This window comes from Noviherbaspirillum agri, assembly GCF_054780595.1.
In genome coordinates this window covers 1-24,415 of the sequence record NZ_BAAGWA010000019.1, presented here as the reverse complement: position 1 = coordinate 24,415, position 24,415 = coordinate 1, and the positions used below count along the sequence as shown (strand labels likewise).

The 24,415-nt window shown below is 59.3% G+C and carries 23 protein-coding genes; 17 read left to right on the top strand and 6 right to left on the bottom strand.

Features of this window, described 5'->3' with window-relative positions; translation table 11 throughout:
- Positions 1–301 precede the first annotated feature (301 nt).
- Positions 302–499 carry a YjfB family protein gene (locus ACYVIA_RS20650; protein WP_460844067.1) on the bottom strand — a complete coding sequence of 66 codons (198 nt, stop codon included), beginning with the start codon at positions 497–499 and terminating at the stop codon, positions 302–304.
- 52 nt (positions 500–551) lie between these two features.
- A complete protein-coding gene (locus ACYVIA_RS20645) occupies positions 552–1,169 on the bottom strand; it encodes a histidine phosphatase family protein (protein WP_460844066.1) in 618 nt (205 codons plus the stop codon).
- Between the two features lie 275 nt (positions 1,170–1,444).
- Between ACYVIA_RS20645 and ACYVIA_RS20640 the strand changes: the two genes are divergently transcribed.
- Positions 1,445–3,154, top strand: coding sequence for a cation:proton antiporter domain-containing protein (locus tag ACYVIA_RS20640; protein ID WP_460844065.1), 1,710 nt, complete (start codon positions 1,445–1,447; stop codon positions 3,152–3,154).
- A 131-nt stretch (positions 3,155–3,285) separates the two neighbouring features.
- Here ACYVIA_RS20640 and ACYVIA_RS20635 read toward each other — a convergent pair whose 3' ends face one another.
- Positions 3,286–3,432: a hypothetical protein gene (locus ACYVIA_RS20635; RefSeq protein WP_460844064.1), complete on the bottom strand. Its 147-nt coding sequence runs from the start codon at positions 3,430–3,432 to the stop codon at positions 3,286–3,288.
- 270 nt (positions 3,433–3,702) lie between these two features.
- On the opposite strand from ACYVIA_RS20635, the gene ACYVIA_RS20630 reads away from it, so the two are divergent.
- From ACYVIA_RS20630 to ACYVIA_RS20605, 6 genes are all read left to right on the top strand, one after another.
- A complete protein-coding gene (locus tag ACYVIA_RS20630) occupies positions 3,703–5,460 on the top strand; it encodes a cytochrome D1 domain-containing protein (RefSeq protein WP_460844063.1) in 1,758 nt (585 codons plus the stop codon).
- Positions 5,461–5,507: 47 nt separating this feature from the next.
- A complete protein-coding gene (locus ACYVIA_RS20625) occupies positions 5,508–5,900 on the top strand; it encodes a c-type cytochrome (protein WP_460844062.1) in 393 nt (130 codons plus the stop codon).
- A complete protein-coding gene (locus tag ACYVIA_RS20620) occupies positions 5,881–7,074 on the top strand; it encodes a cytochrome D1 domain-containing protein (RefSeq protein ID WP_460844061.1) in 1,194 nt (397 codons plus the stop codon). Before ACYVIA_RS20625 ends, ACYVIA_RS20620 begins: the two co-directional genes overlap by 20 nt.
- Before the next feature lie 34 nt (positions 7,075–7,108).
- Positions 7,109–8,143 carry a siroheme decarboxylase subunit beta gene (gene ahbB, locus ACYVIA_RS20615; RefSeq protein WP_460844060.1) on the top strand — a complete coding sequence of 345 codons (1,035 nt, stop codon included), beginning with the start codon at positions 7,109–7,111 and terminating at the stop codon, positions 8,141–8,143.
- Positions 8,144–8,274: 131 nt separating this feature from the next.
- Positions 8,275–9,477 (top strand): heme d1 biosynthesis radical SAM protein NirJ, encoded by a 1,203-nt coding sequence (nirJ, locus tag ACYVIA_RS20610; RefSeq protein ID WP_460844059.1) that lies wholly within the window; start codon positions 8,275–8,277, stop codon positions 9,475–9,477.
- Entirely contained in the window at positions 9,474–11,036 is a 1,563-nt protein-coding gene (locus ACYVIA_RS20605) for a cytochrome D1 domain-containing protein (protein ID WP_460844058.1), read from the top strand. Before nirJ ends, ACYVIA_RS20605 begins: the two co-directional genes overlap by 4 nt.
- Before the next feature lie 74 nt (positions 11,037–11,110).
- Here the strand turns inward: ACYVIA_RS20605 and ACYVIA_RS20600 are convergent, their stop codons facing one another.
- The 3 genes from ACYVIA_RS20600 to ACYVIA_RS20590 form a co-directional block, all read right to left on the bottom strand.
- The gene (locus tag ACYVIA_RS20600) at positions 11,111–11,755 is read right to left on the bottom strand and encodes a glutathione S-transferase family protein (protein ID WP_460844057.1); all 645 of its coding nucleotides are present in this window, start codon (positions 11,753–11,755) and stop codon (positions 11,111–11,113) included.
- A 60-nt stretch (positions 11,756–11,815) separates the two neighbouring features.
- Entirely contained in the window at positions 11,816–13,396 is a 1,581-nt protein-coding gene (locus ACYVIA_RS20595; protein WP_460844056.1) for a pyridoxamine 5'-phosphate oxidase family protein, read from the bottom strand.
- 72 nt (positions 13,397–13,468) lie between these two features.
- Positions 13,469–14,014: a carboxymuconolactone decarboxylase family protein gene (locus ACYVIA_RS20590; protein ID WP_460844055.1), complete on the bottom strand. Its 546-nt coding sequence runs from the start codon at positions 14,012–14,014 to the stop codon at positions 13,469–13,471.
- Between the two features lie 134 nt (positions 14,015–14,148).
- Between ACYVIA_RS20590 and ACYVIA_RS20585 the strand changes: the two genes are divergently transcribed.
- The 10 genes from ACYVIA_RS20585 (at position 14,149) to ACYVIA_RS20540 (ending at position 24,105) form a co-directional block, all read left to right on the top strand.
- On the top strand, positions 14,149–15,045 hold the full coding sequence (locus ACYVIA_RS20585; RefSeq protein WP_460844054.1) for a LysR family transcriptional regulator: 897 nt from the start codon (positions 14,149–14,151) through the stop codon (positions 15,043–15,045).
- Between the two features lie 415 nt (positions 15,046–15,460).
- Complete coding sequence (locus ACYVIA_RS20580) at positions 15,461–18,376, top strand: monovalent cation/H+ antiporter subunit A (protein ID WP_460844053.1); 2,916 nt, start codon at positions 15,461–15,463, stop codon at positions 18,374–18,376.
- The gene (locus ACYVIA_RS20575) at positions 18,376–18,720 is read left to right on the top strand and encodes a Na+/H+ antiporter subunit C (RefSeq protein ID WP_460844052.1); all 345 of its coding nucleotides are present in this window, start codon (positions 18,376–18,378) and stop codon (positions 18,718–18,720) included. The genes ACYVIA_RS20580 and ACYVIA_RS20575 overlap by 1 nt, the downstream gene beginning before the upstream one ends.
- Positions 18,717–20,339 (top strand): monovalent cation/H+ antiporter subunit D, encoded by a 1,623-nt coding sequence (locus ACYVIA_RS20570; protein ID WP_460844051.1) that lies wholly within the window; start codon positions 18,717–18,719, stop codon positions 20,337–20,339. Before ACYVIA_RS20575 ends, ACYVIA_RS20570 begins: the two co-directional genes overlap by 4 nt.
- On the top strand, positions 20,336–20,830 hold the full coding sequence (locus tag ACYVIA_RS20565; RefSeq protein WP_460844050.1) for a Na+/H+ antiporter subunit E: 495 nt from the start codon (positions 20,336–20,338) through the stop codon (positions 20,828–20,830). The genes ACYVIA_RS20570 and ACYVIA_RS20565 overlap by 4 nt, the downstream gene beginning before the upstream one ends.
- 11 nt (positions 20,831–20,841) lie before the next feature.
- Positions 20,842–21,120, top strand: a complete 279-nt coding sequence (locus tag ACYVIA_RS20560; RefSeq protein ID WP_460844049.1) for a K+/H+ antiporter subunit F — start codon at positions 20,842–20,844, stop codon at positions 21,118–21,120.
- Positions 21,117–21,491 (top strand): monovalent cation/H(+) antiporter subunit G, encoded by a 375-nt coding sequence (gene mnhG, locus ACYVIA_RS20555; RefSeq protein ID WP_460844048.1) that lies wholly within the window; start codon positions 21,117–21,119, stop codon positions 21,489–21,491. Before ACYVIA_RS20560 ends, mnhG begins: the two co-directional genes overlap by 4 nt.
- A gap of 1,014 nt (positions 21,492–22,505) precedes the next feature.
- Complete coding sequence (locus ACYVIA_RS20550) at positions 22,506–22,919, top strand: hypothetical protein (RefSeq protein WP_460844047.1); 414 nt, start codon at positions 22,506–22,508, stop codon at positions 22,917–22,919.
- 211 nt (positions 22,920–23,130) lie between these two features.
- Positions 23,131–23,469, top strand: a complete 339-nt coding sequence (locus ACYVIA_RS20545; RefSeq protein WP_460844046.1) for a hypothetical protein — start codon at positions 23,131–23,133, stop codon at positions 23,467–23,469.
- A gap of 57 nt (positions 23,470–23,526) precedes the next feature.
- The gene (locus ACYVIA_RS20540) at positions 23,527–24,105 is read left to right on the top strand and encodes a GIY-YIG nuclease family protein (RefSeq protein WP_460844045.1); all 579 of its coding nucleotides are present in this window, start codon (positions 23,527–23,529) and stop codon (positions 24,103–24,105) included.
- Positions 24,106–24,415: the final 310 nt, after the last annotated feature.

The window sequence follows — 24,415 nt, the reverse complement described above, 5'->3', positions numbered from 1 at the left end:
GCCGCCGCCAATGCGGCTGGCGCTGATGGCAAGGGCTGCGCATGGGTTCGCGGGGGCTGAGATGATTGCGACGCAGCTCGATGACGATCGAAAAGGATCGGAAGGGTGGCTATGCTGACACCGGGGATGCCGGGACAAAGAGCTGGCGATGGGCTGGTGACGGTAAGCCTGCGACTGGACTCGCCATGTATTTTCACCCGCATGCTGCGATTTCTTAGGTCGCGCACGGCAAGGCATACAACAAGGACTACAACAAAGCAGACAACAAGTGATCGCTGCGCAGTGTGGCGAGTTACCGGTATCAGGCCGTGGTATTGATGTTCTGGCCCAGGTGCGGCGGCAGGTTGGCGCTCCCGACCGTGGGAATCGCTTCCAGCAGGTTTGCGGCAGTGTTGACTTGCATGTCCAGTGCTTTCCTGAGCACGGCAATGCTGACTTCATCTTTCGTATTGACCGCCGCGATGCTGGTCGGAAGGCTGGGCAGGTTGGTGACGTTCATGCGACTTCTCCTCTCGGTTTCATCATCGGACGCGGCACGGCAGGGATACCGGTCACGCCGCGCGTTGCAGGCTCTCGCCGAATGACGCCGCAGTCATGCTCGCCTGCGTCGCCTCGATCCACAGGCTTTCGCCGTTCTTGCGCTTCATCGCAAGGATGGCGTTGCGCGGCCGGCCCTCGATGTGGCGTGTCGCCACATCCATGACCCAGCCGTGCGTAATGACCAGCACGCGGTCGCCACCATGCACAGCACCAATATCGGCAAGCGCGCCAACTACGCGGTCGGCAAACTCATCCATCGATTCTCCGCCGACAAAGCTTGCAGCAGGATTGCGCCGCAGGATCTGTGCGAGAAGCGCCGGGTTCAGCTCCGCCAGCTCGTCCTTCGGAATACCCTGGATCGCACCAAAGTGCCGCTCCTTCAGCCCGTCATGACAGGACGGCGGCGGCAAGCCAAGTGCATCGGCAATGATCTGCGCAGTCTCGCGCGCACGGAGCAGCGGACTCGTCCACACCGCATCAAAGCCGGCATCCGCAAACGTTTCTGCCAGTGCATGCGCCTGCCGGCGCCCCAGCTCATTGACCGGCACGTCGACCCAGCCTTGCAGCACACCACGCTTGTTCCAGTCGGTTTCACCGTGGCGGGTAATGCAGATATGTGCGGCTCTCATGTGACTCTCGGTTGGTTGAGAAAGCGCGGATGACGCTCCGTCCGTGAGACTGCCTTTGGGGGATACCCGAACTCATCCTGACACGAAAGTTATCGTACGGCAACATTACGCAACAATAAAATTGCATGTCCTGTTGCAGGAAATGCAATGTCGCTCCGCGGTCATGCACGGCAACGCAGTCTCCGTTCACGCTGCGCTGCATAGCCCCGCTTCGCACACAAGGCAATCGCGAGCCCTCATAATCACGGCTTCCAAAAAATCAGAGAACACCATTAATGCCTCACGACATTAGCCTCATTACAACAATTGCAGCAGCCCTTGGACTGGGGCTTGTATTTGGAATGCTTGCATTAAGGCTGAACCTGCCGCCACTGGTCGGATACCTGCTTGCGGGAATTGCGATCGGCCCTGCCACGCCGGGTTTTGTCGCCGACATGGCGCTGGCTTCCCAACTCGCCGAGATCGGCGTGATGTTGCTGATGTTCGGCGTGGGCCTGCATTTTTCGCTGGATGACCTGCTGGAAGTGCGCAAGATCGCGCTGCCCGGCGCCGTGCTGCAGATTGCGGCGGCAACGGCACTGGGAATGGGGCTGGCTTACGCAGTCGGCTGGGATTTCGGCGCTGGAGTCGTGTTCGGCCTTGCGCTGTCGGTCGCCAGCACGGTCGTGCTGCTTCGCGCGCTGGAAGACCGCGGCATCCTCGACTCGATCAACGGCCGCATTGCGGTCGGCTGGCTGGTGGTCGAGGACCTGGTGACCGTCTTGGTGCTCGTCCTGTTGCCGCCGCTGTCGGGCTGGCTGGGCGGCGAGGACGCAGGCGCCGGCGGCAGCCTGTTTGCCACCCTGGCAATGACCCTCGGCCAAGTCGGCGCCTTCATCGCGTTCATGCTTGTCGTCGGCCGCAAGCTTTTCCCCTGGCTGTTGTGGCGGGTGGCGCGCACCGGTTCGCGAGAACTGTTTACGCTGTGCGTGATTGCAGCGGCCGTCGGGATTGCCTATGGTTCATCAAAGCTGTTCGGCGTGTCTTTCGCACTGGGTGCATTCTTTGCAGGCATGGTGTTGCGCGAGTCTGAACTGAGCCATCGCGCAGCGGAAGAGTCGCTGCCGCTGCGCGACGCGTTTTCTGTGCTGTTCTTTGTGTCCGTCGGCATGCTGTTCGAGCCGCAAGTGTTGATGCAGCGCCCGCTCGAAGTGCTCGCCGTCGTTGCCATCATCATCTTCGGCAAGTCGCTGGCAGCCTTCCTTCTGGTCATTGCCCTGCGCTACCCGATATCTACCGCACTGACGGTTTCCGCCAGCCTTGCGCAGATCGGCGAGTTCTCCTTCATCCTTGCGGCGCTTGGCGTTTCGCTAAAGCTGCTGCCGCCGGAAGCGCAAAGCCTCATCCTTGCCGGCTCCATCATTTCGATTGCATTGAATCCGCTGGTCTTTGCGATGATCCGTCCGATCGAATCACGCGTGTTTGCCCATTCCGCACTGGCGAGGAAGCTGGCCCGCAGCGATGACCCATTGGCGGAGCTGCCGATGACAACCGACCGGGTGAAGCTGAGCGGACAGGTGGTGCTGGTGGGATACGGACGTGTCGGGCGCAACATTGCCGATGCACTCATGCATCGCGGCATTCACTTCGTGGTCGCCGACGAAAACCGGGAACGGGTCGATGAACTGCGCAGGAAAGGCATTCCCGCCGTGGCAGGCAACGCCACCGAACCGGCAGTCCTGATCCAGGCACATATCGCGCGGGCAAAGATGCTGGTGATTGCCATACCGGACACGTTCGGTGTGCGGCGCATGGTGGAAATCGCCAAAGCGCTGAACCCGTCGATCGAATGCGTTTTGCGCAGCCACAGCGAGCAGGAAGCGGCGCTGCTGGAGAACGAGAAGATCGGCACAGTGTTTGTCGGCGAGCGCGAGCTTGCGACGGGCATGACCAGCCATATCATTACCAGGCTGGAGGATAAGCAATATAACGCCACGACGGCATAGAGCAGCGTTCCGCGGGCTCACGACGGGAAACGCGAGCCCGCGGAACGCACCGAATACCCTGCAGGACGATGCCGCTGAAGGGATCGACGAGGCCTGCTCAGGCCTTTCGAGTAACGAATTTTTTCCGGCATCTATACGGAATGTCCGGCACTGCCGACGCCACCAAGTCCGGACACGTCATCGGCCACGTCATTGGCCACCTCATCGAATACCTCATCCTGTCCCTCATCGAGCGTCATCGGGGCTCGGCACAACGGGCGCATGACAAGCGGAAGCATTCGTTCTCGCACGAACACATTCTTGTTTGCATCTGTGGCACAAGCGCATCCCGCCGCTTCGCTTCTTGATATGCATCCATCTTTCTCTCTGTAGCACCACTACACTCTGAGTTATCCGGGAACCAAGTAGTTACGTCGTCCACTCTATCGGCAGTTGCAGGAAGACGTGCCTTACGAAACGCGTCGCTCCCAACCGGACCGCTATGCCTGGAACGTGGAGGCCCCCTGAATCGAAATCGCCATTACTCATCTTGCTCGTGGAGGTGTCAGATGCATCCCTTGAAGTGGTTTCCCCGCGCCGTCATACCCATGCTTGCAGGACTGTCCCTCAGTTTCGGGTCTGTCCATGCCCAGACCCAACAGCCCCAGCAGACACAACAGACCAAGGAAACTCCACACGCAGGCCCTGAAGTGCCATACCAGGGCGCGGGCGGCTCGCCACTGGCGAAAGAGGAGATGCATCAAAACATCAATCCCAAGGCACCGCCGATGACGAAGGCCGAATTTGACCAGGCCAAGCAAATCTACTTCGAGCGCTGCGCCGGTTGCCATGGTGTGTTGCGCAAGGGCGCAACCGGCAAGCCGCTGACGCCGGACATCACGCTGGCCAAAGGCACCGACTACCTGAAAGTGTTTATCGCCTATGGCTCGCCTGCCGGGATGCCGAACTGGCAGACTTCCGGCGACCTCACTGAGCAGCAGGTCGACATGATGGCGCGCTATATCCAGCAGGAACCGCCGACACCACCGGAGTTCGGCATCAAGGAGATGCAGGCCACCTGGAAGGAATTCGTTCCTGTCAACAAGCGGCCGAAGAAGAAGATGAACAACTACAACATCGCCAACATCTTCTCGACCACCCTGCGCGACTCGGGCGAAGTGGCGCTGATCGATGGCGATACGAAGAAGATCATCAACATCGTCAAGACTGGCTATGCGGTGCATATCTCGCGCATGTCGGCTTCCGGCCGCTACCTGTACGTGATCGGCCGCGATGCGCGCCTGAACCTGATCGACCTGTGGATGGAGAAGCCGGACAACGTCGCCGAGATGAAGATCGGCCTCGAAGCGCGCTCGGTCGAGACCTCGAAATTCAAGGGCTACGAAGACAAGTATGCAGTCGCCGGCTCCTACTGGCCGCCACAGTTTGTGATCATGGAAGGCGAGACGCTCAAGCCGCTGAAGATCGTCTCGACCCGCGGCATGACGGTGGATAACGAATACCATCCCGAACCGCGTGTGGCATCGATCGTCGCGTCGCATTACCGCCCCGAGTTCGTGATCAATGCCAAGGAAACCGGCAAGATCATCCTCGTCAACTACGAGGACCTCGACAACCTCAAGATGACGTCGCTCGAAGCCGCGAAGTTCCTGCATGACGGCGGCTTCGACTCCACCGGCCGCTACTTCCTCGTCGCCGCGAACGCCTCCGACAAGATTGCGGTGGTCGACACGAAGGAAGGCAAGCTGGCGGGTCTGGTCGATGTCGGCAAGACACCGCACCCCGGGCGCGGCGCGAACTTTGTCCATCCGAAGTTTGGTCCGGTCTGGGCAACCGGCCACCTCGGAGATGAATCGATTTCGCTGATCGGCACCGACCCCGTGAAGCACAAGGCACAGGCATGGAAAGTCGCCTCCACGCTCAAGGGCCAGGGCGGCGGCTCGCTGTTCATCAAGACGCATCCCAAGTCGAAGAACCTGTGGGTCGATACGCCGCTGCATCCGGACGCGAAGATCAGCCAGTCGGTTGCCGTGTTCGACATCAACAATCTCGACAAGGGCTTCCAGACCCTGCCGATTGCTGATTGGGCACAACTGGGCGACGGACCAAAGCGCGTGGTGCAGCCGGAATACAACGTTGCAGGCGACGAAGTGTGGTTCTCGGTCTGGAACTCCAAGGACAAGCAGTCCGCGATCGTCGTGGTCGATGACAAGACCCGCAAGCTGAAGACGGTGATCAAGGATCCGCGGCTCATCACACCGACCGGCAAGTTCAACGTGCACAACACGCAACGCGACGTCTATTGAACGGCCTGCCGCACCCGGACATTCCTGCGCATCGCTGTTGCGCAGGAATGTCGTACACCGCTCGAACAGTATCCGGCCTCGCACTGGCTGCACTGGCCGCTCATGCAACCGTGCTGATCGCCATAGCGGCGATCCCCTCCTCCGCCATGGCGGCGGATGATACTGCAGCCATCGACAATGCGCGCCGCAACGAGCTGATCCGTCTCGTACGGCAGGACTGCGGGTCGTGCCACGGCCTGACACTGCAGGGCGGTCTCGGTCCGTCACTGCTGCCGGAAACACTTGCAGGAAAACCTGTGGAAGGACTCAAGGCAACCATCCTGCACGGCCGCCCGGGCACCGCCATGCCGGGATGGCGTCGCTTCCTGAACGACGCCGAGGCGGAATGGATCGTGACCAATTTACAGAAGGGATTTCCGGATGAAGCTCAGCGCCGCTGACATACTACGCACCCTCTGCGCGACGCTCCTGCTGGCCGCACTGGGAGGCTGCGCCAACTCCCCATTGCGCGGCACCGGCGACCTTGGCGTAGTGATCGAACGCGCCAGCGGCAGCGTCCAGGTGGTGGACAGTACGAAGCAAGTATCGATCGCGTCCGTCAAAGGCCTTGGTGACCTGTCGCATGCCTCACTCGTGTATTCCCGCGATGGCCGCTATGCGTATGTGTTCGGCCGCGACGGTGGCTTGTCCAAAGTCGACCTGTTGAAGGGAAAAGTGGAACGCCGCATTGTGCAGGCGGGGAACAGCATCGGCGGCGCGATATCGCAGGATGGAAAACTGGTTGCCGCGCAAAATTACGCGCCCGGCGGCGTCAAGGTATTCAATGCTGACACGCTGGAGCTGCTCGCCGATATTCCCGCGGAATACGGCTCAGAGGGCAAGCGATCGAAAGTCGTCGGGCTGGCTGATGCCCCAGGCAACCGCTTCGTGTGGAGCCTGTTCGATGCGGGCGAAATCTGGGTTGGTGACTTTGCCGATCCCGCCTCTCCGCGTATCCAGAAGTTCCAGAATGTCGGACGCGAACCGTATGACGGCATGATCACGCCCAACGGCCGCTACTACATTGCCGGCCTGTTCGGCGAGGACGGCATGGCAATGCTCGACATGTGGCATCCGGAAAAAGGCGTGCAGCGCGTGCTCGACGGCTACGGCCGGGGCCAGGAAAAACTGCCGGTCTACAAGATGCCGCACCTGCGCGGCTGGGCTGTCGCCGGCCGTTATGCCTATCTGCCCGCAATCGGCCGCCATGAAGTGCTGGTGCTCGACATGGAAACCTGGCGCGAGGCCGGCCGCATCCCGGTCGCGGGCCAGCCGGTGTTCGTGATGGCACAACCCGATGGCCGCCAGGTATGGGTGAACTTTGCCTTCCCCGACAACAGCATCGTGGAGGTGATCGATGTGGAAACGCGCACGCTGGTGAAACAACTGGAACCGGGCAAGGCTGTGCTGCATATGGAATTCGCTGGCCGTGGAGAGTCGGTCTGGATGTCGGCACGCGACGACAACCGCGTCGTGGTGTACGACACCGCGACCTTCACGCAGCGCAATGCGCTGACCGCGCAATCACCGAGCGGCATTTTCTTTACCAGCCGCGCTGCGCGGATTGGCCTGTAGCACCAGGCAGATTTTCGACAACAGCAGGCACCGCATGACAAAGACCGACACTCCCGCCCTCACCTCGCTGGAATTTCGCCTGCTGAACGCATTCCAGCGCGATTTCCCGATCACGCCGCGCCCCTTTGCCGCCATCGGCGACAGCGTCGATGCGGATGAGAAGACTGTCATCGACACGCTGCAACGCCTGCAGGACAAGGGGCTGGTCAGCCGGGTCGGCGCCGTGTTCCGCCCCAACGCTGTCGGCGTCAGCACCCTCGCCGCGCTGGCGGTTCCGCGACAGCGGCTTGAGCAGGTCGCCCGTCACGTGAGCAGCCGCCCCGAGGTCAATCACAACTACGAGCGCGAGCATCGATACAACCTGTGGTTCGTCGCCACCGCCACATCGGCGGCGCAGCTGGATTCCGCACTGGCGGACGTCGAGCGCACGTGCGCCTGCGGGCCGCTGCTCGTGCTGCCGATGCTGGCCGACTACCACATCGATCTTGGTTTCGACCTGTCTGCACAAGGTATCCAGTATGGTCGTAATGCGCATGCAGGGAAGGCGCCGTCGAGTGCGCAGCGGCAAGCGGCTGATCTCACTGCCACGGAGCAGCGCCTGCTTGCGGCGCTGCAGAGCGGATTGCCGCTTGTACCGCGTCCCTTTTCCTGCCTGGGCATCGCCGAGAAGGACGCCATCCGCATCGTCTTGCGCTGGATGGACGAAGGGGTGATCAAACGCTTTGGTGTGATCGTGCGCCACCATGAGCTGGGCTATACCGCCAACGCCATGAGTGTCTGGGATGTTCCCGACGATGTGGCCGACAGTATCGGTGAGCGCATCGCGGCAACCGGGCGCGTCACCCTCTGCTATCGCCGTCCGCGCCGGCCACCGGACTGGCGCTATAACCTGTTTTGCATGATCCACGGCAAGGACCGCGCCGATGTGTCGTCACGCATCGCGGCCCTGTCCGAGGCATGCGGGCTCGGCGCCTATCCGCATGCCGTGCTGTTTTCCCGACGCCGCTTCAAGCAGCGCGGCGCGCACTACAGCCCGGCGACAGCAACGACCGAGGCCGCCCATGGATAAAAGCGTTCCCGCCATCTGCACGTTGTCTGCAATGCGGCAGGGCGGGAGCTGCACGGAGGCACCGTTGAGCAAAACGATATTGAGGACAACCGGCCCGCGATTGCTGTGACTGGCCGAATACGGAGGACACCATGTTCCGCATCACCGAATACATGCGAGAAATCGCCGCCCCCACCCCGCTTGGACTTAAACGCAACCCGCCGGGTCCGGTCGTGATCTGGAACCTGATCCGCCGCTGCAACCTGACGTGCAAGCACTGCTATTCGATCTCTGCGGACAAGGACTTTGCCGGCGAGCTGTCCACCGCGGAAGTCTATGAGGTGATGGACGACCTGCGCGCGTTCCGCGTGCCGGTGCTGATCCTGTCCGGCGGCGAGCCGCTGCTGCGGCCCGACATCTTTGATATTGCAGCGCGTGCAAAAAAGATGGGCTTCTACGTCGGCCTGTCTTCGAACGGCACGCTGATCAACGAGAGCAACATCGCGCGCATCGCGTCGATCGGCTTTGATTACGTCGGCGTCAGCCTGGACGGCATGCGCGACACGCACGACGTCTTCCGCCGCAAGGAAGGTGCGTTCGATGCATCTTTGAAGGGAATGCGCCTCTGCCGTGATGCCGGCATCAAGATCGGTGCGCGCTTTACGCTGACACAGGACAACGCGCATGACCTGCCCGCGATGCTCAAACTGATCCATGATGAAGGCATCGACAAGTTCTACCTGTCGCACCTGAATTACGCCGGGCGCGGCAACAAGAACCGTGGTCAGGACGCGTTCTTCAGGACCACCCGCGATGCAATGGATTTGTTGTTCGACACCTGCTGGACCGACCTGCAGCGTGGCATCCACAAGGATTACGTCAGTGGCAACAACGATGCGGACGGCGTCTACCTGCTGCACTGGGTGCGTCGGCATTTCCCTGAGCGCGAAGTACACCTGCGCGCAAAGCTGGCGCAGTGGGGCGGCAACTCCTCCGGCGTCAATGTCGCCAACATCGACAACCTCGGCAATGTACATCCCGATACGATGTGGTGGGACACCAGTTTCGGCAATGTGCGTGACCGCAAGTTCTCCGACATCTGGCGCGACACCTCCAATCCGCTGATGGCCGGCCTGAAAGCCAGTCCCCGCCCCGTCAAGGGCCGCTGCGCGGAATGTGCGTATCTCGATGTCTGCGGCGGCAATACCCGGGTGCGTGCGATGCAGCTGACCGGCGACCCATGGCAGGAAGACCCGGCCTGTTACCTGACTGACGAAGAAATCGGCGTGACCGGGGAGCGCGAGCGCGTGCCGCTCAAGCCCTATTTCAAGATCCGGACAGGCACGCCCGCATGATTGTCCGTGCACTTGCCGCGTGGCTGCTGGCATTCTGCTTCTGGACCAATCCATCCTTCGCCGACGAGGGAACGGTGAATGCTGCCGGCCTGTACCAGGCACATTGCGCTTCCTGTCATGGAACGAACCGGCTCGGCGGCACCGGCCCGGCGCTGTTGCCCGGCAATCTTGAGCGGCTACGAATGCCCGCTGCGATCAAGACAATCGCGGAAGGCCGCGTTGCAACGCAAATGCCTGCCTTTGGCGACAAGCTGAACGCAGGCGAAATCAATGCGCTGGCCGAGCTGATCTACACACCGCTGGAAAGAGACCCGAGCTGGGGCATCGACGCGATCCGCGCATCGCGCATTGAGCACATGAAGCCCGGCAGTCTCGGCAATACGCCGATATTCAAGGCCGATCCGCTCAATCTGTTCGTCGTTGTCGAGCTCGGCGACCACCATGCAACCATCCTCGACGGCGACCGGTTCGAGCCGATCACCCGCTTTCCGACGCGCTACGCATTGCATGGCGGGCCGAAGTTCTCGCCGGACGGACGCTATGTGTACTTCGCCTCGCGCGACGGCTGGATCGCGAAATACGACATCTGGAACCTGAAGCTGATCGCGGAAGTGCGCGCCGGCATCAATACCCGCAACCTTGCGGTGTCGGGAGACGGGCGTTACGTGATGGTTGCCAACTACCTGCCGCACACGCAGGTGGCGCTGGACGCGCGCGACCTCACGCCGATCCGCATCATCGACGTGAAGGACCGCAGCGGCAAATCGTCGCGCGTGTCCGCGGTGTACGATGCGGCGCCGCGCAAGAGCTTTGTCGCCGCGCTGAAGGACATCCCGGAAGTGTGGGAGATGACCTATGACGAGAACGCAGAGCCGGTGTACGAAGGGTATGTGCACGACTACAAGATGCGCGAAGGCCTGGCCACTCCCGGCCCGTTTCCGGTGCGGCGCATTGTGCTGGAAGACCATCTGGACGATTTCTTTTTCGATGCGCGCTACGACCATTTGATCGGCGCATCCCGCGACGGGCGCGGCCAGGTGGTGAACCTGAATGTGCGGCGCAAGATCGCGAGCATCGATCTTCCCGGCATGCCGCACCTTGGTTCCGGCATTACCTGGAGCGTCGAAGGCAAACCGGTGCTCGCGACACCGAACCTGAAGGAAGGCGTCGTCACGGTCATCGACATGAAGTCATGGAAGACCATCAAGCAGATCAAGACTGACGGTCCCGGCTTCTTCATGCGCAGCCACGAAAACACGCCGTATGCCTGGGTCGACGCCTTCAACAGCACCAAGGACCGCGACGTGATCCAGATCATCGACAAGCAGAAGCTTGAGATCGTCGCCCGCCTGCGCCCCAGCCCCGGCAAGGTTGCTGCGCATACCGAGTTCACCCGTGATGGCAGGTATGCGCTGGTCAGCATCTGGGAGAACGATGGCGAGCTCGTCGTCTACGACGCGCAGTCACTGAAAGTGGTCAAGCGCCTGAAGATGAAGAAGCCCTCGGGCAAGTACAACGTGCATAACAAGATCACCCGCTCGGCGGGCACCAGCCATTGACCTGATGCGCCGCCGGGTGCGCTTCGGGATGCAAGCTCATTGGGCGACCCCTTCCTCATTGGACACGACCGTTGTCATGCGCTCGCCCTTTCTGCGGCGGGCTCCGCTGCTTCATGCATACGGGTCATACCGGGCATGCCGACGTAACCCGGCAAGGACTGGATGCGCGCCAGCCATGCGCGGATTGCCGGATACGGATCAAGGTCAACCCGCCCTTCCGGCGACAACGCCACATAGGAATAGACGGCGATGTCAGCGATCGTGGGATGCCCGAGTACCAGCCATTGGTTTCCGCTCAGGTGATGCTCCAGGATTGCGAACAGTTTTGCCGTGACATTCTCTGCTGCGGCCATATCGATCTGTCGATCGAACTTGTAATGCATCCGCAGTGCGCCCGGCCCGCGGGAGACTTCATTCGCCGTCGTGGATAGCCACGCGATGATCTGCGCCATCTGCGCCGGCTCCTTGGGCAACCAGTACCCATTGCCGTAACGCCCGGCGAGATAGACGAGGATCGCCTGGCTGTCGCGCAGTATCGTGTCACCGTCGACCAGCACCGGCACCTGGCCGAAGGGATTCATTTCAAGGAACGGCGCCGACTTGTGTTCGGCCTCGGCGGCGTTTACCGCGTGCGATTGATATGGCAGATCAAGCAAGGAAAGCAGCAGCCGGACTTTGTGGCAATTGCCGGAAAGCGGGAATTCGTGCAGCACAATCATGGTGAACCTCCATAGGTGAATGCGTTGATGGGATGCCTGCCGGCCAGGGCAGGGTTTTCACTACAGATCGAGAACAAGCCGTTCTGTCCCGGCACGCGAGACGCAGATGCACATCAGCCCTGCCCGCTCGCGCTCGGTGCTGGTCAGCACGGTATCGCGATGATCGGCGATGCCGTCCACCACTTTCGTCGCGCATCTGCCGCAGCTACCGGTCCTGCAGTCGAATGGCGCATCGATGCCGTGCGCGGTCACCGTGTCGAGAATGGTCCGGTTTGCCGGAACCGTCATGGCCTGGCCCGAGCGCTTCAACACCAGCTCGATCGGCTTGTTGTCCGGTGATATTGGCGGCGCAACAAAACATTCGAAGCGAATGCGCTCGTCGTCGATGCCAAGGGCTTGCACAGTGTTACGAACTGCGTCGATCAGCCGGCCCGGCCCGCAGACGTAGAACACCGCATCCTGCGGCGCACTGCAAAGTATCTTCTCGATCTGAAGTCGAAGTTCCGGCTGCTCCTTGCTGTAGTAGAGCGATGCACGCTCCGTGAACGCCGCTTCAATGTCGGGGCGATACGCCATATCGGCACGCGTCGGCGCGCTGTAGTGCAGATGGAACAGCCGCCCACTGGCCGACAATGCATGCGCCATCGACTTGATCGGCGTGATGCCGATTCCCCCCGCAATCAATACCGCAGGACGCATGTCCCGATGCAAGGAAAAGGCGTTCTTCGGCATTCCGCAGCGAAGGACTGTTCCCAAGGAAAACGTGTCGTGAACCGCGGCCGAACCGCCGCGTCCCTCTTCTTCGCGCAGCACCGCGATTTCGATGAAGTCGCGCCGCGAGCAATCGGATGCGATCGAGTAATGGCGAAGTTGCTCCACGCCGTTGCCTGCCCGAACGGGAACAGCCAGATGCGCCCCCGCAGGTATCTCCGGCAGGTCAGCGCCGTCGGTTCTGCGCAGCTCGTACGCGCGGACACGCGGCGTCAGCTGCCGGATACCGGTGATGACGAGCTCCAGCGGGCCGCTGCCGATCGGCTCCGGCTTCGACACCGTTGCCGTCCTTGCCGCCCTCATCGGCGGCGCCAATGGCGCACCAAGACCTGCGAATTCTTCTTCGGTAAAGCGTTGCGTGATGTGCTGGGAACAATTGAAATCGAGCGCTTCGATCGTGATGACATAGGCCCGTTCGATACGCGCCCGGTAAGTCGCAACCTCGAGTCGTGCAACCAGCTCCGGGTCTTCGCTTTCGTGCACGATGCGTGCACGTCCCCACACCTTCAGGCGCCGGCGCGAAGCAAAGTCGATCAGGATGAGGACTACGCGGTCGTCATGGCTGATGTTGCCGGCGGAGATGTACTGCCGGTTTCCGGCAAAGTCGGCAAAACCCAGCGTGCGCTCGCCCAGGATTTTCAGGAATCCCTTCGGGCCGCCGCGGTGCTGCACATACGGCCAGCCGTTTTCGCCGACGCTCGCCATGAAGAAGGTATCGATGTTGGGAATGAAGTCCAGCTCACGCTCGGTGATGCTGTTGCGGGTATTCGGGTCCAGATCGAAACCGGCGTTGGCCTCACGACTGCCATATCGTTCCTGTGCGGCGCGTACCGATGGCGTGTAGGTAATGTGTGCAAAAGCGCGTGGCATATTCTCTTCTTTCCACCTGTGGCCGAAGCGTATTGCGCTCCGGCCGTCGGATGACTTGATGCCAGTGGTATGTCAGGCCGCCAGCTTCAGCGCGACCTTGGGGAAGTCGATGTCGATGCGGCTGGCCTTGCCGAGGATGTTGGTCAGCAGGTTCATGCCGACATGCGTGATGATTTCGACGATATCGGCATCGCTGTAGCCTGCGGCACGTACATCGTTGATCTCCGCCGTCGTGACCTCGCCCTTGTGCTCGACCAGCGATCGGGCAAATTTCACCGCGGCTGCGGCCTTTGCATCCTGGCTGGATCCGGCGCGGTTGGCGGCGATTTCGCCGCTGTCGAGCCCGGCGCCCGCGGCAATCGCCGTATGCGCCGACAGGCAGTACTCACACGCATTCTGCTGCGCCAATGCCAGTGCAATGCGCTCGCGCGTCTGCGGGTGAAGGCTGCCTGCACCGGCGACCTCATACAGCCCGAGGAAGGCCTTCAGCGCCACGGGTGAGTTGGCAAATACCTTCAGGAAATTCGGCACCATGCCCAGTTTTTCCTGGATGGCGTCGAACAATGCCCTTTGATCGGCATTGGCGTTGTCGAGGGTGACGACGTTGATACGGCTCATGATGAACTCCTGTCATGGAATGGAAGAAGGTCCGTTTTTGTTTGCACAACGAACGGTGATCACTATGTTTCATTCACCCATAATGAAGAATAGCCGTATCATTTACTTCACTATTTCATTGAATGGAATAATGAATGGACCGCCTGCACCTGATGACCATCTACGTCGCCGTTGCCGAAGCGGAGAGCTTTGCCGGTGCCGCGCGCCGCCTCGGCATGTCCCCGCCTGCGGTGACCCGCGCCATCTCGCTGCTGGAAGAACGCCTGGGAGTGCGCCTGCTCACCCGTACCACGCGCATCGTGCGCGTCACGGAAGCCGGCCAGCGCTATCTGGAGGACGCGCGGCGCATCATTGCGGAAGTCGATGAAGCCGACGAGGCCGCTGCCGGCATCAACGCCGAACCGCGCGGCCGCCTTGCAATCACCGCCCCCGTCCTGTTCGGAAAGATGTTCGTCACGCCGGCCATCGTCGAGTACCTGCAGCGTTATCCCTCGGTCGACGTGTCCGCGCTATTCCTCGACCGGATAGTCAACCTCATCGAAGAAGGCCTCGACCTCGGCATCCGCATCGGCCACCTGCCGGACTCCAGCATGAAGGCGATCAAGGTCGGGCAAGTACGCAGCGTCGTCTGCGCCTCGCGAGACTACCTCAAGCGCTGCGGCACACCGGTCCACCCGGGCGACCTGCGCGACCATACGCTGATCTCCACGCCGCTGGCCCCGGCGATGGAATGGAGGTTCTCGGAAGAAGGACAAGCACTCTCGGTGCGCGTGCAGCCTCGCCTTGCCGTCACGACAAACGATGCCGCGATCGAAGCCGCGCTCATGGGATTCGGACTGACACGCAGGCTGTCGTACCAGGTGGCTCCGTATCTCGCCTCCGGGCAACTGGTCAGCGTGCTGACCGATTACGAACCCGTGCCGATTCCCATCCATGTCGTCCACCGCGAGGGCAGGCAATCTGCGGCAAAGGTGCGGACCTTTGTGGATCTGATCGTGGAGCGCTTGCGAGGAGATCAGGCACTGAACTGATCGGCGCCCCTGCGAACATGATCTTTTTGGCTGGTGCGGGAGAGATACCAACGCAGGAGCGCGCTCCATCAAGCCAGCCGTCACGGACAACCGACATCCGCGCAACGTCCATCCATGTCCATGCGGAGGAGCAACGATATTCACCTGTTCCAGGCAATTAATCGTGTCCGACACCGGCACGTAGGAAATGACCGACGATGGCACGACTCTACTGGGTACAATTGCGTGAATAGCGCTTGGACAACTTGTTCCTGCAGTGCTGATTGGTGCACGGCCGCAAGTTTTCACAGCAATGAAACGCGATATCCCGCTGCCGGGAGCAAGATGAAACCGAAAGACGCACCTTCATTGAAGTTGCTCCCTGGCTGGCGCAAGTAAACCACTAACAACCTGTCAGGAAAGCAGACATCTGCAAATGGCCCCATTACTGCTGACCCTTATCCTGTTTCCTTTCGCCGGGAGCGTAATCGCAGGCTTTTTGCCGGCGAATACAAGCAATCGGCAAGCGGTACTGGCTGGCCTCGTTGCCTTGTCCGGCCTGCTGGTCGCAGGGTATTTCTACCCGGAGATCGGCAATGGCGAAGTTGTGCGTTACCGTATCGAGTGGCTGCCGATGCTCGGGCTCGACTTCGTGTTGCGCATGGACGGGCTGGCATGGCTGTTCGTCATGCTGGTGTTATTCATCGGCTTGCTCATTACCCTGTACGCGCGTTACTACATGTCGCCCGAAGACCCGGTTCCGCGCTTCTTTGCCTTCCTCCTGGCCTTCATGGGCTCGATGCTGGGCGTCATCCTTTCCGGCAATCTGATCCAGTTGGTGGTGTTCTGGGAACTGACCAGCCTGACATCGTTCTTGCTCATCGGCTACTGGCATCATCGCGCCGACGCACGCCGCGGCGCGCGCATGGCGTTCACAGTGACCACTGCCGGAGGCCTGTGCCTGCTCGCTGGTGCACTGATGCTGGGCCACGTCGTCGGGAGTTACGATCTGGATGTGGTGCTGTCGGCGGGGGATGTGGTGCGTGCGCATCCGTGGTATCGGGCAATGCTCGTGCTTGTTGCGCTTGGCGCATTAACAAAGAGCGCACAGTTCCCGTTTCATTTCTGGCTGCCGCATGCGATGGCGGCGCCGACGCCGGTCTCGGCCTATCTGCATTCGGCAACCATGGTCAAGGCGGGTGTATTCCTGCTGATGCGCCTGTGGCCGGTCATGTCCGGCACGCCGGAATGGGTCTGGATCATCGCCGGCGCCGGCACCTGCACCATGCTGATTGGCGCATTTGCCGCCATTTTCCAGCATGACCTGAAAGGGCTGCTGGCGTATTCGACCATCAGCCATCTCGGCCTGATCACGGTGTTGCTGGGACTGGGAACGCCGCTGGCCATGGTCGCGGCGGTATTTCATACCCTCAATCACGCGACCTTCAAGTCTTCCCTTTTCATGGCGGCGGGCATCATCGATCATGAAACCGGAACACGCGATATGCGTGTGCTGCGTGGTCTGCTCCGCCATCTTCCCTACACCGGCACGCTGGCGATTGTTGCAAGCGCCGCGATGGCCGGAGTTCCGCTTCTCAACGGTTTTCTATCCAAGGAAATGTTCTTCTCCGAAATCGCCCTGGTCGGGGGCGACAAGGACTGGTCACTGTCGTTTGCCGCCGTGGCAATGGGCATCTTCAGCGTCGCCTATTCCCTGCGATTCATCAGCGTTTTCTTTGGCCGGCCTGTCATTCCCTTGCCGAAGGAACCGCATGAACCACCGCACTGGATGCGGTTCCCGGTCGAACTCCTGGTGCTGGTATGCGTGTTGGTCGGGATTGCCCCGGGCCCGATTGTTGAGCCTGCCCTCACCATGGGCGTGGCCTCCGTGCTCGGTGCACAGATGCCGGCATTCAGCCTGCAGGTCTGGCATGGCTTTAACGTTGCGCTTCTGAAGAGCATCATTGCACTCGTCGGCGGAATCCTTTTCTATATCCTGCTGCGCAAGCGTTATGCGCTTTCCACCCGGACTGAAGCGCCGGTGCTGAAGCGCTTCAGCGGCGGCCAGGCATACGAAACAACAATCCTGCGCCTGGGATTGGTCGCAGCCTGGGTCATCAAATGGTTCGGCACAAAGCGCCTGCAGCCGCAGCTGCTGCTGATGATGGTGGCACTGGTCGCCGTGCCCTTGTTGGTTGTGCGCCCTCTTCCGGCATTCTCCACGATACTGATTTCGGACATTGATCCGCTATTTGCCGCCATGTGGCTCATCGGATGTGCCTGCGCCGTGGCAGCCGCCTGGCAAGCCAAGTATCACCGGCTCGTTGCGCTCCTCCTCGTGGGCGGCACAGGCATCGTCACCAGCATGACCTTTCTCTGGCTGTCGGCACCGGATCTGGCCTTGACCCAACTGATGGTGGAAACCGTGACGACGGTACTCATCCTGCTTGGCCTGCGCTGGCTGCCGCCGCGGATTTCACCGTACGAACTGAACATCAGCGTGCCGCGCAACGTCTGGCTGCGGCGCTCGCGCGACATGACGGTTGCGGTCGCAGGCGGGGTCGGCATGGCGGCCCTCAGCTATGCAGCCCTGGTGCAGAGCGTGCCGGACGGCAGTATCGGCGACTTCTTCCTGCTGAACGCCTTGTCCGGAGGCGGCGGCAGCAACGCGGTCAACGTCCTTCTGGTCGACTTCCGCGGCTTCGACACCATGGGCGAAATCACGGTGCTGTCCATCGTGGCGTTGACTGTCTATGCATTGCTGCGTCGTTTTCGCCCCGCACCGGAAAGTATTGCCATTCCGGTTCAACAAGCCAGCGATGTCGATCCGGCCGTTCGGCAGACGCCGGCCGAGCAGGCCAATCGTGGGTACCTGATGGTGCCTGGCGTCTATCTGCGCTTTTTGATGCCGTTCATGGTGATGATGGCCGTCTATTTCTTCCTCCGTGGACACAACCTGCCTGGCGGCGGCTTTGTTGCCGGCCTGATTTTCACAGTGGCAGTGATTACGCAGTACATGCTGGGAGGTACGCAGTGGGTTGAATCGCGGCTGGGCCTGCGCCCGCACCGCTGGATTGCATATGGCCTTGCGGTCGCCCTGATGACCGGGCTGGGCGCCTGGCTGTTCGGCTATCCGTTCCTGACCAGTCACACGGCACACCTGCATCTGCCCTTGCTCGGCGACATCCATATTCCGAGTGCATTTTTTTTCGATCTCGGCGTGTTCATGGTGGTGGTCGGTACTACCATGCTGATCCTGCTGGCACTGGCACATCAATCCTTGCGTCGCCGGCGGGCGCCTTCGGAAGCATTGGCAGTGACGCAACCGGAACCCATGAGGGAGACGCTTTAATGGAACTCCTTATTGCACTTTCTATCGGCATCGTGTTCGGCTCCGGCATCTGGCTGATCCTGCGGCCACGTACCTTCCAGGTACTGACAGGACTGCTGCTGATGTCGTATGCGGTCAACCTGTTCATCTTCGTCATGGGGAAACTCTGGATCAACAGTCCTCCGCTTACGCTCGGCAAGACCTTGCCTGATCCGTCCACCGTGGCCGACCCGCTGCCGCAATCACTGGTACTGACCGCCATCGTGATCGGCTTCGCGACCACGGCGCTGTATCTGGTGCTGATGATCGGCGCGCGTGGCGTGACAGGCACCGACCACGTTGACGGCGAGGAGCCTGACCAATGAGCCTCTCATGGAACCAGCACCTGATCATGGTGCCGGTGCTGCTGCCGCTGCTCTGCGGCGCGCTGCTTGTGCCGTTCAATGAAAGCCGCCATCAACTGAAATTCGCGGTCAACATGGTATCGGTGCTCTGCCTGTTCGCCGTTGCCGTCCGCCTGCTCTGGATGACGGACAACGAAGTCTGGCCGCATGGTATCGGTGTCTATCTCGCGGCAAACTGGGCCGCACCGTTCGGCATTGCACTCGTCGCCGATCGCATGTCGGCCATGATGCTGCTGCTGACGTCGATCGTTGCAGGATGCGCGCTGCTGTACTCGGTGCACCGCTGGAGCCGTATCGGCGTGCACTTCCACTCGCTGTTCCAGTTCCTGTTGATGGGCATCAATGGCGCCTTCCTGACGCACGATCTGTTCAACCTGTTCGTTTTTTTCGAGGTCATGCTGGCCGCGTCCTACGGCCTTCTGCTGCATGGCTACAATGTCGCGCGCCTGCGGGCAGGCATCCAGTACATCGCCATCAATCTGGCCGCTTCGCTGCTGTTTCTGATCGGTGTTGCGCTGATCTACGCGAGCACCGGGACACTGAACATGGCCGACCTCGCGGCGCGATTGCCCCAGGTCGACGCCAACCAGCTGCCACTGCTGAAAACCGGCGCTGTGATACTTGCGCTCGCCTTCCTGACCAAGAGTGCAATGTGGCCGCTCGGTTTCTGGCTGCCGACGACGTATTCCTCGGCCTCGCCCCCGGTGGCTGCGATGCTGGTGCTGATGACCAAGGTCGGGCCGTATGTGATCCTGCGCGTATGGCTGCTGGCGTTTTCCGGTGCAGCGGGAGCTGCCGCCGGTTTCGCGTTTGACCTTTTCCTCTGGGGCGGCATGGTCACCATCATTTTCGGCGCATCCGGCATGCTGGCGACGGACGTATCGGGAAGACTGGCCGGCTATGGCGCAATCGTTTCGTCCGGTGTTCTCCTGGCTGTTGTCGGCTACGGCCAGCCTTCGCTGGTGAGTGCGGGCCTCTATTACCTGCTCGGCTCGACGCTGGCGCTGTCAGCCTTCATGCTGTTACTGGAACTGATCGAACGCATTCGCTCGCCCGGCGCGGCCTTGCTGGCAGTGACCATGGAGGCATTCGCCGTCGACGAGTCTCCCGGTGAGCCTGTCGGCGTGGGCATTCCCGCTGCGTTAGCCTTCCTCGGCCTGTCCTTTGCCGCCTGCGCGCTAATCATTACCGGATTGCCTCCGCTTTCGGGTTTCGTTGCGAAGTTCGGCCTGTTCCATGCGTTGCTCAACCCGCCGGCATCCGCTGTCACGGCGACGACGTGGACATTGATGGCGGTGATTCTGCTCTCCGGGCTAGCTGCCATCATCGCGCTCCTGCGCTTTGGAGTGCGCACCTTCTGGGCTGCAGGCAATATCATGCAACCGCGCCTGCCGCTCAGCGAAGTGGTTCCAATCTGCCTGTTGCTGGGATTGTGCCTGCTGTTGACCGTACAGGCCGGCCCGGTCATGAGTTACGTCACGCGTACCGCCGGTGATTTGCACCAGCCCGAGCAATACATTCAACGCGTACTGTCCGAGCCTGTGGTACCCGGTGTGCAGGACAAGGGAGAGGCGCAATGAGACGCTGGCTGCCATCCCCGCTGGTGTCGGGCATCCTGCTTCTGCTGTGGCTGCTTCTTCAGCAGAGCATGGATGCTGCAACGTTTCTGCTCGGTGCGTTGCTTGCCATCGGCATACCATTGCTGACACGGCCGTTCTTCCATCCGATCGGCTTCCCCCGGATGAGAAAGCCCATGCAACTGCTTCGCCTCCTGACGATGGCATCGCTAGAAATCGTGCGCTCCTGCGTCAACGTCAGCCGCGTCATCTTGTTCGCCAAGGCAGAGGGCTTGAATTCGCAGTTCATCCGCATCCCGCTCGACGTGAAAAATCCGTATGGACTCGCACTGCTTTCCTGCCTGATCAATATGACGCCGGGCACGGTATGGGTGGAAATCCTGCCGGAGAAGTCCGAACTCGTACTCCATGTTTTCGATTTGCACGACGAGCAGTGGTGGATCGACACCATCAAGACGCACTACGAAAAGCCACTGATCGACATCTTTGAATAGGAGAGCACTCCATGGGAATTCTGCTGGAACTGGCAATCGGCTACGCAGCGGTTTGCGTCATTCTGGCCATGCTGTTCTGCACGGCAAGGCTCCTCATCGGCCCTGCCGCACATGACCGGGTACTGGCATTGGACACGCTTTGGATGTGCTGCATGCTGCTGACACTCGTGTTGGGTATTCGCTTCGGCAGCCAGGTCTATTTCGAGGCAGCGATGCTGATCGCGCTGATCGGCTTCGTCTCGACCATTGCGCTGGCCAAGTTCCTGATGCGCGGGGAGATCATCGAATGATCGAAATGGAAGCGATCCCTATGTGGGCCGCCGTGCCGGTGGCACTGCTGCTGGTCGTCGGCGGAAGCATCATCCTGATCGGCGCACTCGGCCTGATGCGGCTTCCCAGCTTTTACCAGCGCATTCACGGACCTGCCATCACCATCACGCTCGGCGCCGGCGGCATACTTCTCGCGTCCATGCTCTATTTCACTGTACTCAAGTCGCGCCTGGTGCTGCACGAGGTGATTATCACCGCATTCATATTGATGACAGCACCTGTGGTTTCGATGCTCCTGATGCGGGCAGCCATCTACCGTGATCTTCGTGCCGGCAAGGCCAATCGCGCGAAAGGCTCAGAAGGGATCTATGGCACCTTGCCCAAGGAATGAGAATTTTATTGGGCATGAGGCGTACATACCCGTAGTTACTGATCCGGCATGTATCTGCAGCACTCTCGCTCCCCTCCCGCTTGCAGAAAAGGGGCGGGGGGAGTGGGAACGATTCAACAAAGCGCAACCGGATCAATAAAGCACGACGCCCCTAGTCAGTGATTACGTCCTCGAGCACTGTCGCGCTGAGCAGCGTTGATACGGTGCCTTGGGCGAATGGTTTGAGGTATGCATCGGCAAAGCAGGTGCCGGTGTAGCTCCGCCCGGCTCGTTACATGGGCGGCATCAAGAACGCCCTGATGACTGGCTGCTACATCAACGTTCCAGAGGTCGCCAGTCAAGCCGCAGTCCAGATCACGGATTGACCCTTGTCGACTGTCTGTTTCGACCGCAAGTTCGGCCAATGCGTAGCCGGTCGTTACAACGACATTGCGGCCCCAACGCATGAATAATCAAGCCGCACTTCCATTCTCATTTCGAACAGAGCGCCTGTCATCTTCCTGCTGGCGACACAAAAAACAAAAGGGGTCACGCCGAAACGTAACCCCTTGATTTTATGGTGGGCCTCCCGTGAGTCGAACACGGCACCAACGGATTATGAGTGCTATCACTATCGCTTCGCGCTAGTTCGCTTCCGCTGCTCTTTCTCTTTCGAATCAATAGCTTAGCCTTTTCGTGACAATTCCACAAGTCGCTGACACCACTATTCACGCTTGCTTTAATTGAGCAGGATTTGAGCAAATATGGACCTTGAGGACGGGGCAAGGGGGGAGTACCCATGCCTTCAAGTATCTGCATTGCAACTCAAGTTTATCGAGGTGAAATTAGAACAGTTACACCTTATACCAACTGTAGATAATTGCCCCTAGACGCATAACGCCATACACTTTCCAAGAAAGAAATCAATGGTGTCTTTTGTGATCATCTTGAAGAAAGTCTATGCGCACTTTCATACGCAATTCTCAAAACCTTCAACTAACGAAAGTCCGCCTGCTCCGGACGATCGTATGCCTAATGTTTCCCGTTCTGTTTTCCTCCGTCGCCAACGCGGAGGAGAAAAGACTTCCGGACGGTATGTGGTTGCTTAAACGCATTGACGCTATCGAACGGGTTATAGCAAACCAGCCGTTGACAAACGACCACGTCCTTGCCACTGAACTTCGGCATTACATTTATGGAATACAGGCAATGCACCGTTACAACTCCACAGTCGCCTCATTCAATGAAGTTTTAGCGACTGCTGGTAAGGACAAGGAGCACAATGAGAGGATGAAAAAGATTATCCCCGTGTACACGCCACTTAGCGAGATGTGGGGTATGCCCTATGGGCAGGCATTCAAGCGGATAAAGAAGTATCTTCAATCGAATCCTAGCGAACTGAATACTGACGCGGCTCTTGTAATTATCAGCACATTCGAAAAGAAGTGAGCCTCGATATCAGATACAAAGTTTTTCCCCTTCTGACCGATCCTGTCAGACCCAATCACCTTGGCATGCGCTGGCATACATTATTGATGTCGGCGTACAAACCGTTGAAGGTGTGCCAAAGACATATACGGTCCCGAATTATTACGACGATACCTTTGCCCCATAAGAATAGGCGTCTTGACTTGTCTTCCCGGTTAATTCTGACAATCACATGAAACTTATTGGAAAAATCCTCCTTATTCTTGCTCTCGTAAGTGGAGCCTATTCAATCGCATTGCGCTCAGATATAAAAAAGGTGGATGGTTTCTGTTCAGAGATGCAAGCAGGACTTGATATCAATGAAATTGCAAGGATTGCGAATAAGTATGACGTTGGATTCCGGGAAGTCCGTGATCAGAACAGCGCTGCGAACGGAAAGCTTGGTATTAAGCTAAGTGACCGTGCAAATACCTGGCTCTTTGTGGTAGGTGCTCCCATGACGGTAGGGGAGCACGCATGCGGTGTTTATCACAATAACGAAGTAGTCTTGGAAGCAAAATTAAGGCAATAACCGTTCTCAGATTACAGCGCTCCGTTCTACCACTAAGAAAAAAGGGGAATGTGACAAATGGCCCAGCTTACGGACGAGCAGATTCAATTCATTAAGTCGCAGAACCTTCCTCTCTCGAAGTTCTTTGATGCGTCCGGACTATTGAAGGAAGAACGAACAAGAGCGATGACAGCGCTTGAAATCCCCTTCTACTATGGAGGTGCTATTTGTAAAGAAGGTCATTCGCTGCGCGCAAAGAGCGGACATTGCATTGAATGTGATACTTCACGGATTGCGTTCCAGTTACGCAACTCAGCTTCAGGATACGTATATATAGCCTTCTCACCCAGCACAAGACTGATAAAAGTGGGCTATAGCAAATTACACCCTCAGGACAGGGGGGCGTTCTTACGAAATGAGGCGTATGGAAACATCAGAGATTGGGATGTCAAAAAAATCACGCACATTGCCAAGGACGCAGGAAAAAAGGAATTCTTGATCCATTCTGCTTTGGCGAAGTATCAAAAAACGATTAAGTATGAAAAGGGCAGGGGTAATTTTGTCGAATGCCGAGAGATATTTGATTGCCCCTTAAACGACGCCATTACTGTATTCACATCAATAGCAGGTCATAGCGCCATACCTAGTATCACGTGACATATCTATAAAGAAGCCTGCCTTAAACGCGCCCTTCCGCTCTATAACGCACTACTCTGTACAGTAGTCTAAGCAGGGGTACATACGAAGATAACTTATTCTTGATGAAGCGTTGTAAACACTACTAATTCAATGAATATCTAGTAGTAACCGCAATACAAGACGTCCTTATCGTGTTCAAACGTAAGCGCCCGGTGATCGCATCTTGAATCGGCAGGTCAAGATCGCGGAGCATCGTGTCCACCATAAACTCAAGTGGACACGTGTACACCATGGAAGAGAATCAGCAAGTACAGCCGAAGCGGCGCCG

Bases quoted from the DNA above. Each gene is read 5' to 3' on its own strand.
- ACYVIA_RS20565 (WP_460844050.1), top strand. From the start codon at position 20,336: ATGAGACGCTGGCTGCCATCCCCGCTGGTGTCGGGCATCCTGCTTCTG.
- ACYVIA_RS20605 (WP_460844058.1), top strand. From the start codon at position 9,474: ATGATTGTCCGTGCACTTGCCGCGTGGCTGCTGGCATTCTGCTTCTGG.
- ACYVIA_RS20600 (WP_460844057.1), bottom strand. From the start codon at position 11,755: ATGATTGTGCTGCACGAATTCCCGCTTTCCGGCAATTGCCACAAAGTC.
- ACYVIA_RS20645 (WP_460844066.1), bottom strand. From the start codon at position 1,169: ATGAGAGCCGCACATATCTGCATTACCCGCCACGGTGAAACCGACTGG.
- ACYVIA_RS20640 (WP_460844065.1), top strand. From the start codon at position 1,445: ATGCCTCACGACATTAGCCTCATTACAACAATTGCAGCAGCCCTTGGA.
- mnhG (WP_460844048.1), top strand. From the start codon at position 21,117: ATGATCGAAATGGAAGCGATCCCTATGTGGGCCGCCGTGCCGGTGGCA.
- ACYVIA_RS20590 (WP_460844055.1), bottom strand. From the start codon at position 14,014: ATGAGCCGTATCAACGTCGTCACCCTCGACAACGCCAATGCCGATCAA.
- ACYVIA_RS20540 (WP_460844045.1), top strand. From the start codon at position 23,527: ATGGCCCAGCTTACGGACGAGCAGATTCAATTCATTAAGTCGCAGAAC.
- ACYVIA_RS20585 (WP_460844054.1), top strand. From the start codon at position 14,149: ATGGACCGCCTGCACCTGATGACCATCTACGTCGCCGTTGCCGAAGCG.
- ACYVIA_RS20580 (WP_460844053.1), top strand. From the start codon at position 15,461: ATGGCCCCATTACTGCTGACCCTTATCCTGTTTCCTTTCGCCGGGAGC.
- ACYVIA_RS20595 (WP_460844056.1), bottom strand. From the start codon at position 13,396: ATGCCACGCGCTTTTGCACACATTACCTACACGCCATCGGTACGCGCC.
- ACYVIA_RS20625 (WP_460844062.1), top strand. From the start codon at position 5,508: ATGTCGTACACCGCTCGAACAGTATCCGGCCTCGCACTGGCTGCACTG.
- ACYVIA_RS20635 (WP_460844064.1), bottom strand. From the start codon at position 3,432: ATGCTTCCGCTTGTCATGCGCCCGTTGTGCCGAGCCCCGATGACGCTC.
- ACYVIA_RS20570 (WP_460844051.1), top strand. From the start codon at position 18,717: ATGAGCCTCTCATGGAACCAGCACCTGATCATGGTGCCGGTGCTGCTG.
- ACYVIA_RS20650 (WP_460844067.1), bottom strand. From the start codon at position 499: ATGAACGTCACCAACCTGCCCAGCCTTCCGACCAGCATCGCGGCGGTC.
- ACYVIA_RS20560 (WP_460844049.1), top strand. From the start codon at position 20,842: ATGGGAATTCTGCTGGAACTGGCAATCGGCTACGCAGCGGTTTGCGTC.
- ACYVIA_RS20630 (WP_460844063.1), top strand. From the start codon at position 3,703: ATGCATCCCTTGAAGTGGTTTCCCCGCGCCGTCATACCCATGCTTGCA.
- ACYVIA_RS20545 (WP_460844046.1), top strand. From the start codon at position 23,131: ATGAAACTTATTGGAAAAATCCTCCTTATTCTTGCTCTCGTAAGTGGA.
- ahbB (WP_460844060.1), top strand. From the start codon at position 7,109: ATGACAAAGACCGACACTCCCGCCCTCACCTCGCTGGAATTTCGCCTG.
- nirJ (WP_460844059.1), top strand. From the start codon at position 8,275: ATGTTCCGCATCACCGAATACATGCGAGAAATCGCCGCCCCCACCCCG.
- ACYVIA_RS20550 (WP_460844047.1), top strand. From the start codon at position 22,506: ATGTTTCCCGTTCTGTTTTCCTCCGTCGCCAACGCGGAGGAGAAAAGA.
- ACYVIA_RS20575 (WP_460844052.1), top strand. From the start codon at position 18,376: ATGGAACTCCTTATTGCACTTTCTATCGGCATCGTGTTCGGCTCCGGC.
- ACYVIA_RS20620 (WP_460844061.1), top strand. From the start codon at position 5,881: ATGAAGCTCAGCGCCGCTGACATACTACGCACCCTCTGCGCGACGCTC.